This window comes from Pseudomonas sp. RGM 3321, assembly GCF_022836805.1.
Lineage (GTDB): Bacteria > Pseudomonadota > Gammaproteobacteria > Pseudomonadales > Pseudomonadaceae > Aquipseudomonas.
This window is the reverse complement of sequence record NZ_JALHBH010000121.1, coordinates 487426-503810: the sequence shown is the minus strand read 5'-3', so window position 1 is coordinate 503810 and position 16385 is coordinate 487426. Positions and strand designations below refer to the sequence as shown.

9 protein-coding genes are annotated in these 16385 nt (G+C 57.5%); 5 read left to right on the top strand and 4 right to left on the bottom strand.

The features are described 5' to 3' along the window. The first annotated feature begins 146 nt into the window (after nucleotides 1–146). The 4 genes from RGM3321_RS27615 (at nucleotide 147) to RGM3321_RS27600 (ending at nucleotide 6730) form a co-directional block, all read left to right on the top strand. The gene (locus RGM3321_RS27615; protein ID WP_244395666.1) at nucleotides 147–1478 is read left to right on the top strand and encodes a deoxyguanosinetriphosphate triphosphohydrolase; all 1332 of its coding nucleotides are present in this window, start codon (nucleotides 147–149) and stop codon (nucleotides 1476–1478) included. Nucleotides 1479–1727: 249 nt separating this feature from the next. After that, the gene (locus tag RGM3321_RS27610) at nucleotides 1728–2120 is read left to right on the top strand and encodes a response regulator (RefSeq protein ID WP_244395665.1); all 393 of its coding nucleotides are present in this window, start codon (nucleotides 1728–1730) and stop codon (nucleotides 2118–2120) included. A gap of 357 nt (nucleotides 2121–2477) precedes the next feature. After that, complete coding sequence (locus RGM3321_RS27605) at nucleotides 2478–3104, top strand: response regulator transcription factor (protein ID WP_003423744.1); 627 nt, start codon at nucleotides 2478–2480, stop codon at nucleotides 3102–3104. A 56-nt stretch (nucleotides 3105–3160) separates the two neighbouring features. Next, the gene (locus RGM3321_RS27600; protein WP_244395787.1) at nucleotides 3161–6730 is read left to right on the top strand and encodes a transporter substrate-binding domain-containing protein; all 3570 of its coding nucleotides are present in this window, start codon (nucleotides 3161–3163) and stop codon (nucleotides 6728–6730) included. 81 nt (nucleotides 6731–6811) lie between these two features. Here RGM3321_RS27600 and RGM3321_RS27595 read toward each other — a convergent pair whose 3' ends face one another. Next, complete coding sequence (locus RGM3321_RS27595; protein WP_005732557.1) at nucleotides 6812–7156, bottom strand: YggL family protein; 345 nt, start codon at nucleotides 7154–7156, stop codon at nucleotides 6812–6814. Nucleotides 7157–7485: 329 nt separating this feature from the next. On the opposite strand from RGM3321_RS27595, the gene dacB reads away from it, so the two are divergent. Further along, nucleotides 7486–8952 (top strand): D-alanyl-D-alanine carboxypeptidase/D-alanyl-D-alanine-endopeptidase, encoded by a 1467-nt coding sequence (dacB, locus tag RGM3321_RS27590; RefSeq protein ID WP_244395664.1) that lies wholly within the window; start codon nucleotides 7486–7488, stop codon nucleotides 8950–8952. Nucleotides 8953–9004: 52 nt separating this feature from the next. Here dacB and RGM3321_RS27585 read toward each other — a convergent pair whose 3' ends face one another. The 3 genes from RGM3321_RS27585 to rlmKL form a co-directional block, all read right to left on the bottom strand. Further along, the gene (locus RGM3321_RS27585; RefSeq protein ID WP_244395663.1) at nucleotides 9005–11395 is read right to left on the bottom strand and encodes a diguanylate cyclase; all 2391 of its coding nucleotides are present in this window, start codon (nucleotides 11393–11395) and stop codon (nucleotides 9005–9007) included. A gap of 166 nt (nucleotides 11396–11561) precedes the next feature. Further along, nucleotides 11562–13181: a methyl-accepting chemotaxis protein gene (locus RGM3321_RS27580; RefSeq protein WP_244395662.1), complete on the bottom strand. Its 1620-nt coding sequence runs from the start codon at nucleotides 13179–13181 to the stop codon at nucleotides 11562–11564. Nucleotides 13182–13762: 581 nt separating this feature from the next. Further along, entirely contained in the window at nucleotides 13763–16015 is a 2253-nt protein-coding gene (gene rlmKL, locus RGM3321_RS27575) for a bifunctional 23S rRNA (guanine(2069)-N(7))-methyltransferase RlmK/23S rRNA (guanine(2445)-N(2))-methyltransferase RlmL (protein ID WP_002553056.1), read from the bottom strand. Nucleotides 16016–16385 lie beyond the last annotated feature (370 nt).

Sequence of the window (16385 nt, the reverse complement as noted above, 5' to 3'; positions counted from 1 at the left end):
ACCTCGCGACAAATGCCTGCTCCGGTGCTCCGGGGCGGGCATTTGCTTTTTAACAGCCCCTGTTTCTGTCTGTCCGCGCTTCAGGCCTTGCGGCAGGCGTGCCGAACCGGGAAGCTACGGCCAACATTACTGACGGAGTGAACGCCTTGGATTGGCAAACCCTGCTTAACCGCGAACGACTTGGCAAGACACTGCACAGCCCCGAAGAACTGGGGCGCAGTCCGTTTCACAAGGACCATGACCGGATCATCTTTTCCGGTGCGTTTCGCCGTTTGGGACGCAAGACCCAGGTCCATCCGGTGTCCAGCAACGACCATATTCATACCCGCCTGACTCACTCGCTGGAAGTCAGTTGCGTCGGCCGTTCACTGGGCATGCGCGTTGGCGAAACGCTGCGCGCTGCCCTGCCCGACTGGTGCGAACCGAGCGACCTGGGCATGGTTGTGCAATCGGCCTGCCTGGCGCATGACATCGGCAATCCGCCGTTCGGTCATTCGGGCGAAGACGCAATTCGCAACTGGTTCAATCAGGCTGCCGGACGTGGTTGGCTCGACGCGATGAGCGAGACCGAGCGCAATGACTTTCTCAATTTCGAGGGCAATGCCCAGGGATTCCGAGTTCTTACGCAGCTGGAATACCACCAGTTCGACGGCGGCACTCGCCTTACCTACGCCACATTGGGCACTTACCTCAAATACCCGTGGACCGCTCGCCACGCAGACTCGCTGGGCTACAAGAAGCACAAGTTCGGCTGCTATCAGAGCGAACTGCCGATCCTTGAGCAGATCGCTGGCAAGCTGGGTTTGCCGCAACTTGAGGAACAACGCTGGGCGCGCCACCCACTGGTCTACCTGATGGAAGCCGCCGATGACATCTGTTATGCCCTGATCGATCTGGAAGATGGCTTGGAGATGGACCTGCTGAACTACGCGGAAGTTGAGTCACTTCTGCTTGGACTGGTCGGCGATGATCTTCCGGAAACCTATCGGCAACTGGGCCCTGGCGACTCACGGCGGCGCAAGCTGGCTATCCTGCGCGGCAAGGCCATAGAACACCTGACCAACGCAGCCGCCAGAGCATTCGTCGAGCAACAGGACGCCCTGCTTGCGGGCACGCTGCCCGGCGATCTGGTGGAACACATGCACGGCCCGGCCAAGCGCTGCGTCTTGAACGCCAAGGACATGGCGCGCAAGAAAATCTTTCAGGACAAGCGCAAGACGCTGCATGAAATTGGCGCCTACACCACACTGGAAATTCTCCTCAACGCCTTTTGCGGTGCAGCGGTCGAACAGTTTGGCGGCAGGACGCCGTCCTTCAAGCATCGACGTATCCTCGATCTGCTGGGCAACAGCGCGCCGGATCCCAAGGCACCGTTGCATACCTCGTTCCTGCGCATGATCGACTTCATCGCCGGCATGACCGACAGCTACGCCAGTGAAATGGCCCGGGAAATGACCGGCCGCTCCGGACAGATTTAGCCTTGATCGACCAGCCGAGTACCTGAGTCCAGGCAGATACAACGCTGGTCAGACCTGATTGCCTCGCAAAACTCAGACAGGCCCTACATGCATGTCAGACGAGTCCTATCGCAGCTTTTCTTGCATCCCTCAATAATTGCAGCCACTTCAAATGCCACTCCGGCTCGTCATCCATCCGCCTGCGATACTAACGGCCTGCACGCCGCCTGCGAGGCCTGAACGTCTCGCCAGGGCCTTTCCGGAAAACTCATGTCCACACACAGCCTGCGCATCCTCCTGGTGGAAGATCACCCGTTTCAACTGATCGCCACTCAGGTACTGCTCAACAATCAGGGCTATTTTCTCCTGACTCCCGCGCTCACCGCGGCAGAGGCCATGGCCGCCATGCAACGCAGCCCGGAGCCCTACGGGCTTTTACTGTGCGATCAGTGCTTGCCGGATATGTCAGGCCTTGACCTGATCGATGAAGCGGCCCGTCAAGGCTTGCTGCGTCGGGCCATTCTTCTCAGCGGCCTGCCCGATGTACAGCTTGAAAACCTGCAGCAGCTTGCCACGCAGCGCGACCTGCCCCTGCTCGGCTGCCTGAGCAAACCCCTGCATGGCCCTGACCTCAGCCGCTTGCTGGGGCACAGTCCTGGGTGACATCGCCAATGCTGCTTCAAGCGACTTCAGAAATGCCTGGCAACTATATACACGCCAATTAATGCAAAACCGGGCCGGTTATGAATTCACGTTCAGTGTCGTAGGAAATCATCAACCCACATGAATGATGATTCCATAAAGTAATAAACATCCCGCGCCTCAATAACCAGATACGCACTGAAATTAGCGTTAACGTTTAAACACACTTATGTTCAACGTAGGCTTTTACGTACTCCGATACGCTAATTATTGTAGGACTTTTCCTATATATGCCTGCCGAGCAAGTCTCTTTATGTGCCTGCCTGAACATCTGAGCTAAGGTGCGCGCTTTCTTCACTGCTTGTTATGGAATGGAATATGAACTCAGTTTTTATCATCGACGACCATCCGGTTATCCGGATGGCGGTCAGAATGCTTCTGGAAAACGAAAATTACGAAGTGGTGGGCGAAACCGATAACGGCGTCGACGCGATGCAAATGGTTCGCGAATGCATGCCTGACCTGATCATTCTCGACATCAGCATTCCCAAGCTCGACGGCCTCGAAGTCCTGGCCCGCTTCAATACGATGGGGCTGCCCTCCAAGATACTGGTGCTGACGTCGCAAACCCCCAACCTGTTTGCCATTCGCTGCATGCAATCGGGCGCTTCCGGTTATGTCTGCAAACAGGAAGACTTGAGCGAACTGCTCAGTTCGGTGAAAGCGGTATTATCCGGCTACAATTACTTTCCCAGTCAGGCATTGACGTGTGCCGTCCGCGAAGACGGGCAGACGAACGAGCTGGAACTTTTCAAGTTGGTCAATGATCGCGAATTGATGGTGTTGCAATTATTTGCTCAAGGCCGCTCCAACAAGGAAATAGCCAAGGGCATGTTTCTCAGTAACAAGACCGTCAGCACTTACAAAACGCGACTTATGCAAAAGCTGAAAACCAGAACCTTGGTAGAACTTATCGAGATGGCAAAACGCAACGCGCTAGTGTGAGAAACCGGATGCCCACGCGCTTCAGACAATTATTAATACTGGCCACAGGCCTGTGCATGGGCTGGAGTGCTCAGGCCAGCCTCCATGCGGCCGAACATTACACACTGCTCGGTCGCTCGAGCCCGGCACACATGGACGTGAAGCTGGACAGCAGCCAATGGCAATGGGTACGCGGTCAACGTGAACTGACTCTCGGCATCTCGAACCCCGATTACCCGCCCTTCGATATCACGATGTCAGGCAACGACTACGAAGGCATCACTGCCGATTACGCAGGCATCATCTCGGATGCGCTGGACCTCCCGGTCAGGGTGCAGCGCTTCGAAACTCGCAATGCAGCGATCAAGGCCCTGATCACAGGCCAGGTCGACCTGCTGGGCACTGCCAACGGCTTTGAAGCGGTTGATCGCAACATCAGGCTGTCACAGCCCTACTCGGTTGATCAGCCCGTGCTGGTCACCCGGGTCGGAGACACGCGCCCCCTCACCGAGGGCCTGAAAGGCATGCGGCTGAGCATGGTCTATCACTATCTGCCACCCACAGAGGTCGAGGCGACGTACCCCGGTGCAACACTGAAGACCTACCCATCATTCCAGAACGCTATCAACGCCGTGGCCTTCAACCAGGCCGATGTCTTTCTGGGCGATACGATTTCCACCCAATACATCATCAACAAGGGCTACCTGAACAATGTGCAAATGTCGAATTTCGGCAAGCACGAACCCAATGGTTTCAGCTTTGCCGTCAGCAATGAAAACAAACAATTGCTGGGCGTCATCAACCAGACGCTGAAAGCGATTCCGGTCGATGAGCGCATCAACATTTCCCGGCGCTGGAGCACCGGCAGCGACCTGATGCTCACCGACCAGAAGCTGCAACTGACGCAACGCGAGGAACGCTGGATCGCTCAGCATCCGACCGTGCGCGTGGTGGTCAATGAAGCGTACGCACCACTGACCTTCTTCGACGCCAAGGGCAACTTTCGTGGCATCACCGCCGACCTGCTTGAACTGGTCCGTCTGCGTACCGGGCTCAGGTTCGACGTCAAACGCTCGCCCAGCCTGACCGACATGCTGAACCAGGTCAGCGAGGGCCAGGCGGACATGATCGGCGCGCTGGTGTCCAGCGATGAGCGGGAAGACCGCCTGAGCTTCAGCCGGCCCTATATCGACAATTCGTTCGTACTGGTCACCCGCAAGGACCAGGGCTCTCCCAGCTATCTGGAGCAGATGGACGGCAAACGCCTGGCAATCACCCAGGGCAGCCCGATGCTGGACTGGCTGCGCCGCAAATACCCCAGAGTCGTACCGCTGGAAATCGACAACCCGTTCCAGGCGCTGGACATGTTGTCACTGGGCAGAACAGAAGGCGCGGTCATCTCGCTGCTCAGCGCAGACTACTTTCTGTCTTCAGGCATCTTCGAGGAGCGCCTGCAGATGACCGCGACCATCGGCGAGGACCCGGCGCTGATTTCCATGGCGACCTCACGCAATGCCATCGAGCTGAGTTCGATTCTCGACAAGGCACTGGCAAGCATCGCGCCGCAGGATCTGGCGGCGATCAACAATCGATGGCGCGCCTACACCCCTTCAAGCGCCAACTGGCATGACTACGAACGCCTGATCTATCAGATTCTGGTCGGAGCAGGCCTGTTGCTGCTGGGCCTACTGGCCTGGAATGCCTGGATGCGGCGGCAGATACGTCAGCGTGAAGCAGCGGAACGGGCGCTGGGCGACCAGTTCGAATTCATGCGTGCGCTGGTCGAAGGCACGCCCCATCCGATCTACGTGCGGGATCGCGAAGGCATGCTGCGCATGTGCAATGACAGCTACCTGAGGGTTTTCTCCGCGCAACGTGAAGACATCATCGGCAAGAGCGCTACCGAAGGGGTGCTGGGCAATGCCTTCGAAGCACGGGAATACGCTGCCGACTATCAACGGGTCATGGCCAGCAACACTGCACTGATCCTCGACCGCCCCCTACGCATTGGCGACCGGCATATGACCATCTACCACTGGATCCTGCCCTTTCGTGACTCTCTGGGCGAGGTGCAGGGCATCATTGGCGGCTGGATCGATATCAGCGAGCGTCGCCAGCTCATTGAAGACCTGCAGGCCGCCAAGGAACAGGCTGACGCTGCCAGCCGTGCCAAGAGCACCTTTCTTGCCACCATGAGCCATGAAATCCGCACGCCCATGAATGCAGTGATCGGAATGCTGGAGCTGGCGCTCAAGCGTGCCGATCATGGCGAGCTGGACCGTTCCGCCATCGAAGTCGCCTACAGCTCGGCCAACGACCTGCTGGACCTGATAGGCGACATTCTCGATATCGCGCGCATTGAATCCGGGCGGCTTTCACTGAATCCGGAGCGGGCGAACCTGCGTCGACTGGTAGAGTCGGTACTGCGGGTATTCGACGGTCTGGCTCGCCAGAAGGACCTCGACCTGGTGCTGGAACTGGACAGCCGGATCAACGCCGATGTGCTGATCGACCCGCTGCGCTTCAAACAGATACTGTCCAACCTGGTTAGCAATGCCATCAAATTCACCCCGATGGGTCGGATCAAGGTCGTACTGCAGGCAGCCGAAAGTCCGGACCCGCAACTGCTGCATCTGCACATCACCGTTCAGGACAGCGGCATCGGCATCAGTGTCGAAGACCAGCAACGCTTGTTCGAGCCGTTCGCCCAGGCCGATAACACCGGGCAGATGGCGCGCACCGGTGCCGGGCTGGGGCTGGTGATTTGCCGCAGCCTGTGCATGATGATGGGCGGCAACCTCTCGCTCGACAGCGCACCAGGCCAAGGCACCCGGATCAGTATGAATCTGGTGCTGACCACGCTTGAACCGCTGATTGGCCAGTCCGTCTCTATGCCACCGCTAGCCGTGGCACACCAGACACTACGGATTCTGATCGTCGACGACCATCCTGCCAACCGGCTGCTGCTCTGCCAGCAGCTCGGTTTTCTCGGTCACCACTGCGAAGTAGCCGAAAACGGCGCGCAGGGGCTTGAGCACTGGAAGAGCGATACCTTTGATCTGGTGGTCGTCGACTGCAACATGCCGGTCATGAACGGCTATGACATGACTACGGCAATTCGCGCGCTTGAAGACGCAGACGGCCAGCCACGCTGCCCTGTCTGGGGTTTCACCGCCAATGCGCAGCCTGACGAGATCGAGCGCTGCCGCGCAGCAGGCATGGACGATTGTCTGTTCAAACCCATCAGCCTTTCGATGCTCAGCGAACGGCTGACAGCCATTTCACCGCTGGCGCACACACCTCTGCCGTTCAGCCTGGACAGCGTCAGCAGCCTGACCGGTGACCGTCCGGAAATGGTTGAACGCCTACTTGCGCAACTCCTGCACAGCAATCACGAGGACCGGCTGCTGCTGGCCAGACTGATACCGGAAAACAATCGCAGGAAAACCCGCGACCTGGCCCACAGGATCAAAGGCGCCGCACGGATCATCAGAGCTTCACGAGTAGTCGATGCTTGCGATGCGCTTGAGCAGGCCTGCGAAGCGGACACGCCCGATGAACAGTTCCATACCTGTCAGCAGGTTGTTGAACTGGCGATGATCGAGCTTGAGGAGGCGCTGATTCTGCAGCAGGCGAAACCTGACTGAAGGTGCTTCACGGACGGTATAGCGAGGGGCATGCGAAGGGGAACAGCAAGGGAAGCAGGCGCTGGCCTGCCTCCCGTTACATCAGGCGGCCGGATTGATTTCTTTTTCCGGGTACCAGACGTCGATCAGCGGGCTGACAGTGACTTCTGTCAGTTCACTGCGGCCTTTGAGCCAGGCTTCGACAGCAACACGCTGCTCTTCGCTGACCGAGCCACGCTTGCTCAGGCAAACCAGACCGAAGTCGTCGCCGCCCACATAACCAAGGCCGTTGGCTTCCATTGCTTCTTTCAGGAAAGCGTCAAGGAAAGCATCGATTGCCTTGTCATCCAGCTCTTGCTTGAAGTCCAGGTTCAGTTCAAAACCCAATTCCTGGAACTCGTCCACACACAGTTTTTTGCGCAGACGGCGGGAGCGGTTAGTGGCCATGGGACAATCCTCATCAATAAATATCGGGCGGCACTTTACCAGCTTGGCGATTTAAAAGCCCGATAATTGCGGTCTGTCATGGATATCCGGTCTTGCGACAGCGATGCAGGCCCGATCGATAAAAAATAACGTTTACCGGCCCACCCCCCATCACAAGCCTGCCCTGCTTGGGGCATAATGCGGCTCGTTTCATGCGTGGCACTGTGTGTTACAAAAAAAAACCGCCACGCATTCACTACTATAGTTCTCACCATCGCATCGAAATAGTTACCGAGGGAACTCATCCATGCCCTCTTTTTTATGTCCCCCTTGCAGTAGGGTTTTATTCAATGATCAAGTCGCTACGTCCATTGTTGCTCGCGTCAATTCTTTTGCCACTGGCTTTGCCCTCCTACGCCGCCGTCATCAACACCACGCTGCCCCCCAAGGTTCAACAGGCTCTGAAAGCCAGCAAACTCGGCGATGACGCGCTCTCGCTGGTGATGTTGCCACTCAACGGGCCGGGCACGCCGACCGTGTTCAATGCCGACGTATCGGTCAACCCGGCTTCCACCATGAAGCTGATCACCACCTACGCCGCGCTGGAAATGCTCGGCCCTACCCACCAGTGGAAAACCGAATTCTTCACCGACGGCACACTGAGCAACGGCGTGCTGCGCGGCAACCTGTACCTCAAGGGCGGCGGCGATCCAAAGCTGAATATGGAAAAGCTCTGGCTGCTGATGCGTGACCTGCGCGCCAATGGTGTGCAACAAGTGACCGGGGACCTGGTATTGGACCGTAGCCACTTTGTGCAGCCGCAATTGCCCGAGTTCAATGATGACGGCAACGACGATAACAAGCCGTTTCTGGTCAAGCCTGATGCGCTGATGGTCAACCTCAAGGCATTGCGCTTCGTGACCCGCAACGATGACGGCAGGATTCTGGTTTCGGTCGAGCCGCCGATTTCTACCATTCGCATCGACAACCAGGTCAAGGCAAGCGCATCAAAGCAATGCACCGGGGATGTGCGCTACAACCCGGTCACCCAGCCTGACGGCAGCGTCAATGTGACGGTGACTGGCCAGCTGGGCAACGGCTGCAATTCGCAGACTTATCTTTCGCTGCTGGACCATCCAACCTATGCGGCAGGCGCAGTACGGGCCATCTGGCAGGAACTGGGCGGCACCATCCAGGGCAAGGACCGCGTTGGCGTCTTGCCCGGCAACGCCAAGCTGCTGGCCAAGGCTTTTTCGCCGGACCTGGTGGAAGTCATTCGTGACATCAATAAATTCAGCAACAACACCATGGCCCAGCAACTGTTTCTGAGCCTGGGTGAAGAGTTCCGCAATGAAGCGGACGGTGACGACGGCAAGGCCGCCCAGCGCGTCATCCGCCAATGGCTGGCGAAAAAAGGCATCACTGCGCCGCATCTGGTCATGGAGAACGGCTCCGGTCTATCGCGTGCGGAACGTGTCAGTGCCCGTGAGATGGCCATTATCCTGCAGGCTGCTTGGCGCAGCCCGTATGCTGCCGAATTCATGAGTTCGATGCCGCTGGCAGGCATGGACGGCACCATGCGTAAACGTCTGAAGCGCACCCCGCTACTGGGTGAAGCGCACATCAAGACAGGCACACTGAACACGGTTCGCGCCATTGCCGGCTTCAGCCGCGACAGCAACGGCAACACCTGGGCGGTCGTGGCGATCCTCAATGACCCGCGTCCGTTTGGCGCATCCTCGATACTGGACGAGGTACTGGTCGATCTGTATCGACAGCCGAAACTGACCAACACCACCGTCTCGATCCAGCAATAACCACCCGCAGCATGCAACCAGCAGACCCGCTTTCGAAGCGGGTCTGTGTGCGTCAGATCTGCTCGGGCTCGACCCGATCGCGACCGGCCTGTTTGGCGGCATAAACACCCGAGTCAGCGCGCAACAACATTGTGTCGATCCCCTCACCTGCTCGCCAACTGGCGATGCCGAAGCTGGCCGTCACAACCTGATCGACGCCTTCGATAACCTGATTACGCAGCCCCTCGCGCAGGCTCAATGCCAGTTGATATGCCTGCGAGCCCCGTGCGCCGGGGCAGACCACCATGAACTCTTCTCCGCCCAGACGGCAGAACACATCATCGCTGCGCAGGCGCTGGCTGATCTTTTCCGAAATCGCCTTGAGCACCTGATCGCCTGCGGCATGCCCGAAACGGTCATTAATGCGCTTGAAATGATCGATATCGAGCATGATGATCGACAGGTTACCGCCGTGCCGGTCGATCCTCTTCAGCTCGGCCTGCATGCGGTCCTGGAAATAGCGCCGGTTGTAGGCGCCGGTCAGTACGTCGGTGACCGACAGCGCGCGCAACTCCTGTTCGACACGCTTGAGGTCGGTGATATCGGACACAAAGCCGTGCCATAGCACGCTGCCGTCTACCAACCGTTCCGGCGTCGATGCAGCGCGCAGCCAGCGCTGGCCCTTGCGTGGCAGGTCGACACGGTACTCTTCGCTCCAGGGTGTCAGATGCTTCGCGCTGGCCAGAATCGAGCTTTTGACGCGTGTCAGGTCCGGTGGCTGGATACGTCGCAGAACGGCCTCGGAATCGCCCAGCAACTGCGCTTCATCGAATTCAAACAGCTCGCACATGCCGGCACTGGCGTACCTGAAGCGCGCACTGCCGTCGATAGCCAGGTGATACTGATAAATGCCGCCAGGCACCTGCGAGCCGAGCTTTTTCAACAATTGCCCTTGTTCGGCAAGGGCCTCGTTGACGCGCTTGTGCTCGGTGACATCGATGCACACCGCCAGGTACCCGGTCCACAGCCCCTGATCGTCGCGCACGGCGGTCACCAGCATGTTCACCACCAGGGTGCTGCCGTCACTGCGCTGCAGGGTCCACTCCTGCGAGGGGTGATGAGGGTCTTGCACGGCGTCGAGAAACATCAGCCGGGAAGCGCTGACCGGGTGCCCGCGGTCCTTGCTCAATATACTCGCGCGGGCCGCCAGCTCGGCCGACTGATAAAGGTCCATGAGGCGCAAACTGCCCAGCACCTCTTCCTGCGAATAACCCAGCATCTTCTGCGCACCGACGTTGAACGTCGTGATCAGCCCGTCCAGGTCAGTTGCAATGATCGCCACTTCCGTCGCGGCGTCCAGCACACTGCGCAATTGCCCGTGCGCCGCCCGCAACTGCTGCCCGCGCTGGCGCAACTCACAAGTACGCTGCGCCACAAGCTGCAAGGCTCGCTGACGCTGGCTGATCAGGCTGTAGAGCAACGCGCTGAGCATCAGGCTCAAAAGCCCGCCGAGCCACAGCACCCGGCCCGGCATAACGCTCTGATTGCTCTGGCTGAAGATTTCCGTAGGGCGAACCTCGACCAGATAATCCCTGTCGCCCAGGCTCAGCAGGCTGCTGGCGTACAAATGATTGCGTATGGCTGCGACCGGCGACTGGTAAACCTGCTCAGGCTTCGTCGGCGAGCTGAGGTCAAGCATGGTGACCGCAAGATTGTCCTGTTCCGCGGTGCCAATGCTCATCAATTGCGCCAGGCTGATCACTGCCGTGACATACCCCCTCAATTCCGAAGGCGGCTGGCCAATGGCGAATACCGGCGCCACCAGCAAAATTCCGTACGTGTCTGACGGGTCTAGGGCCAGCAGGCTGATACGAGGCGTTGCAACAATGCGCTTGAGCAAACGCGCACGCTCAAGGACGACATGACGTGCGGGCTCCGACGCTATATCGAACCCTGACGGCGTCGGAATTTTGCTGAGGGTCTGGATGAATCGAACCGGAAAATACTCATTCCGCACAGCGGCGGTTTTCAAGGTACCGTTTTCATCCATTTCTCGTATGGCGTATTCGGCTGAGCCCTCCTCGCGCGCCTGCTGTTCAAAAGCGGCCCGCTCCGCCAGCGTTACTTTGGGGTTCCAGGCGTACGCCTGGGTTCCAATCAGCAATGGCGCGACAAAGCCGTCGAATTCCGACTGCTCGACCTGATGGGAAAAGATAAAGAAGCGACACAGGGTGTCCAGCCGAGTGACCTGCCGGTCCAGACGCTCCTGAAGACGACTGAAGCGCTCTGCGGCAAGCATGTCGAAACGCTGGCGCAATTGACGCTGGTAGAGCTTATTGTCGGCCAGCGCCAACATGATGGTAAGTGCCGCGCCGACCATCAATGCCAAAACGGCTATTGGCCACGCTGAGAGCTGGCCGTTGATGAAACTCAGAACTCTGAGCCTGAACCGTTTCGCTGTCATACACAGAAACTCATGACGCCAACATGCTGAAGCGTCAAGCTGGCTATGACTTCTGTTATAGCTATTCGCCAGTAATTTTCATAGGCCTGTGACTGTTTCAAACGGGGCCATTGAGCTGCCGATAAGGTTGAGGACCTCGCCCAAACCTTGCGGGCATTGCCTCAAATTACATTTTGAACCGTGTGACGACACCATTCATTTCGATGGCCAATCGCGACAGTTCTCCACTGGCGAGAGACGTCTGATTCGCACCTTCGGTACTCTGTACTGAAAGATCGCGAATACTGACCAGATTGTGATCAATGGAACGGGCAACCTGCGCCTGCTCTTCAGAGGCGGTCGCGATAAGTGTGTTCATGTCATTGATCTGTTCGATACATCGGGCAATCTCGTCCAGCGCTGCCCCCGCTTCATGTGCAACCTCTAAAGTATCCTGCGCGCCCAGGCAGCTTTCCTGCATCGACTTTGTGGCTTGTTCGGAGCCCTGCAAGATGGCACCGATCATTTGTTCTATTTCCTGGGTTGACTGCTGTGTACGATACGCCAGCGCCCTGACTTCATCGGCCACAACAGCAAAGCCGCGGCCCTGTTCGCCGGCACGAGCGGCTTCGATGGCCGCGTTGAGCGCAAGAAGGTTGGTCTGCTCGGCGATGGTACGGATAACCGCCAATACCTTGCTGATGTCGTGGGATTGCCCGGCCAGACGCTGAACATCAGCGCTGGTGGCCAGCACCGTAGCGCCAAGTTTCTCAATCGCGCTGACGGTACTGGCCACTCTCTGAGCACCATGTACTGTGGACATGTTGGATTTCCTGGCCGCATCAGATGCAGCGGCGGCATTGCGCGCGACTTCATCTACCGCTGCCGTCATTTCATTAACAGCAGTGGCGGCCTGCTCGATCTCCTGATTCTGACGACCCAGCCCGGTGCTGGACTGCACAGTGATGGAATTCATCTCTTCGGCAGCAGACGCCAACTGCAGTGAGGAGTTACTTATCAAGCCAATGGTTTGTCGCAAGTTTTTCTGCATGGCCAGGGTTGACTGCTGAAGCGCAGAAAACTCATCGTTGCCAGTGACCAGAATGTCACCGCGAAGATCCCCTCCGGCAATTCTCTCATTGACCGACAATAATGATTTCAGTGGACTCACAATACTGCGGGTCAGCAGGATAGCCAGAATGATCGTAATGACCAGAGACAGTGCGATAATCACAACCGTAAACGTAAAACCACTGTGATAAGATACCGCGGCACTTTCACCCAGGCTATCGGCCTGGTCAATATTCATTTGAATCAACTCATCGACTGCGGTTTGCAACGCCCCGGTGACGGGCACTATATTAGTGTCAGTAAATGCAACGGCGTCAGCGTTGTCGCCTTTCCGGATCAGTTCAATAACCGTGTCCAGAAGTGCAGCAAACTTTTGGGCGGAGGAATTGACGGTCTGATAAAGGCTTCCTTCCTGAGCGCTGCCTACAAACGGAGCATACGCGGTAGATTGCTTGAGCATTTCCTCCCGCGAGGCTTTCAGCCGCGCCATCGTAATTGCCAGCGCCTGAGGGTCGGTTTGTGCAATCAAACGTCGCGCGTCCAGTCGCAGACGCAAGGTCGCGCTGCCTATTTTGTTGGCCAGAATAATACTAGCCATCGCGTCATTCTGCAGTGTATCCATGCTGGCCCGTAACTCGCCCATTTTCCATAGGGCTATACCTCCCAGCGCAATGAGCAGGCACGTGATCAGCATAAAGCTCATCCCCGCACGGACAGCGACCTTGACGTTTCTCATTCTATTACCTTCGGGGTGGGTACTGCATGGACAATAACAAGACACTGTCGACACCCTTAGTCGCCCGGCTGCACAGGGACATCACTTCAAACTTCGACAGTTGAAAATCGTTATATCGCCCTCCCCGTTGTAGCCAGGACAGGAAGAAAGTAGCGCAGCCCAAAAATACGACAGACAAGAAAAACAAGTTGGGAGACAGGATTTGAAAACCTGTTATAGAGTGCTTGACAAGCAATAGTACGCACTAAATCAAAGCACATAGCTTTAGAATAATGACAAACATACCAACAAAAAAAAAGAATAAATTATTGCTCGTCGCGAGTATAACACCGACCAGAGCAAGGCAATGCAAAAGTTTCAAACTTATTGAAATAAGCTTCTATAAAGATAATAACCTTATGCATATCAACACCAACATATTGATTGCTATAGCGTTTATACACAACAAGACAACGATCGATTGCTATCGACTGAAAGGCATTTAAACGCAATGAAAAAGGTCTTTGTACGACTGAAACAGTGTCAGGGTGCGATGAGCTGACCGGTATAAAACGCTACCGCTCAACTCATCGCACACCGCGTCAGGCACGCGCCATGATTTTCCAGGCGCGGTGAATCTTGCCGTTGCGGGCAAAATCCTGGTCGATGGTTTGCGCGGTAATATCCTCCACCGCATAGCGCTGACTCAGATTTTCATCGAGCACGAACTTGCGGAAGTTGTTGGAGAAGTACAGCACGCCACCCGGTGCCAGACGCGCCATGGCCAAATCGATCAGCTCGACCTGATCACGCTGCACATCAAAAATGCCTTCCATGCGCTTGGAGTTGGAGAACGTCGGCGGATCGATGAAGATCAGGTCGTATTCGTCGCGATTGGCCTGCAGCCAGGCCATCACGTCGCCCTGCTCCAGACGGTTCTTGTCGGAGAAACCGTTCAGTGAAAGGTTGCGACGCGCCCAGTCCAGGTAAGTCCGCGACAAGTCGACGCTGGTGGTGCTGCGCGCACCGCCCTTGGCAGCATGCACGCTGGCAGTGGCGGTATAGGCAAACAGGTTCAGGAAGCGCTTGCCGGCCGCCTCGCGCTGGATACGCATGCGCATCGGACGATGGTCGAGAAACAGGCCGGTGTCGAGGTAGTCGGTCAGATTGACCAGCAGCTTGACGCCGCCTTCACTGACTTCCAGAAACTGGCCCTGCGCGCTTTGACGCTCGTATTGTTTGGTGCCGCTCTGACGCTCGCGACGCTTGATCACCACACGGTTCTTGTCAATGTTCAGCGCCTGCGGAATGGCCGCCAGCGCATCGAACAGCCGGGCCGAAGCCTTTTCCGGATCGATGGACTTCGGCGCCGCGTATTCCTGAACGTGAACCCAGTCGTGATACAGGTCTATCGCCAGCGAATATTCAGGCATGTCGGCATCATAGACGCGGTAGCAATCGATGCCTTCACGGCGCACCCACTTACCCATCAGCTTGAGGTTCTTTTGCAGGCGATTGGCAAACATCTGCCCGCCTTCGCTCAGGCGCGCCTGTTCGACCACCACCGGTTCCGGCTTGATCGGGTTGCCGTTCTTGTTGAGCTTTCTTTCAACGACTTCAACTTCGACAGGGTTCTCGCGCTCGATCTGACGCTGCTCGGGTGTGCGACGCTCGCCCGTCACGAACTGGTCAGGCGTGACCTTGATCAGCAGCAGTTTGCAAGGCAAGGCACCGTTCCAGAACGAATACTGTTTGTGGCTGCGAATGCCCATGCGCTTGCCAAGGTCCGGCGCGCCGGTGAACACCGCAGCTTCCCAGTTAAGGCAGGCCTGACGCAGGCGCTCGCCCAGATTCTGGTAGAGATACAGCAGGCTGGCTTCATCACCCAGGCGCTCGCCGTACGGAGGGTTGCAGATCACCAGACCTTTCTGGTTCTGGTCGGGACGCGGCTCGAAGGTCGCAACTTCGCCTTGATAGACCTTGATCCAGTCGCTCAGACCTGCACGTTCGATGTTGTTGCGTCCAGGCTGGATCAGTCGCGGATCGGCCTCGTAACCGCGAATCCATGAAGGCGTTTTGGCCAGCCCTGCTTCTGCGCGCGCCAGCGCTTCGTCGTGCAGCTTGCGCCACAGCGCCGGGACGTGGCCCAGCCAGGCCGAGAAGCCCCAGCGTTCACGCTTGATGTTCGGGGCGATGTCGGCGGCGATCATGCCGGCCTCGACCAGGAACGTGCCGACACCGCACATCGGGTCAGCCAGCGCGCCGCCCTCGGCAGCAATGCGCGGCCAGCCAGCGCGGATCAGGATCGCGGCGGCAAGGTTTTCCTTCAGGGGTGCAGCACCTTGCTGCAGGCGATAGCCGCGCTGGTGCAGGCTGTGCCCGGACAGATCGAGGGACAGAATGGCTTCGCCTCGGTCCAGTCGCAGGTGCACGCGCAGATCGGGGTTGATCTTGTCCACCGAAGGCCGCTCGCCATCCGGTGTGCGCAGTTTGTCGACGATCGCATCCTTGACCTTCAACGCACCGAAGTGAGTGTTATCGATGCCTGACCCGTGGCCACTGAACTCCACTGCGATGGTGCCATCGGACTCGAGATGATCATGCCACTCGACATCGAGCACGCCGTGATACAGGTCTTCGGCATCCTTCATCGGGAAGCGCTTGAGCACCAGCAGCACGCGGTTGGCCAGCCGCGACCAGAGGCACAGCCGGTAGGCGGTCTCCATGTCGGCCGAGCCGCGAATGGCCGACGTATGCTCGCGGGTCTCTTGCAGACCCAGTGCCGTAGCTTCCTCGGCAAGCAGTCCTTCGAGGCCTTTGGGGCAAGTAAGGAAAAGTTCGTAGCGATCCGACATGTGTATTCCAGGGCCTGAGCCGTCAGCGGCGGGCAACGCATTGCCCTGCCAGATTTGAACAGGCGTCTTTCGTGGAGAACGCCTGCGTGGCACATGATGTGTGCCGGTCCACCGCATGATCCTGTCATGTCATTGCGGCAGTTTTCGGGAGATATTAGAACAGATATCCACCAGGACGTTGTTGGCAATAGAAAGACGCAATTAAAAAGTCATGCTGGAAAAGTCACATTTTTACCGTGTCCATCGCGACCCTTCGTCGCTTAACCAGCCAAGGCATTAGGCCATCACACGAGACTGACAAGCGATCTCATCTGGCTCGCAAATCCCTGCGTCAAAGGGGCTGCGCCAAAAATCAGTGCTTGAACAGGCT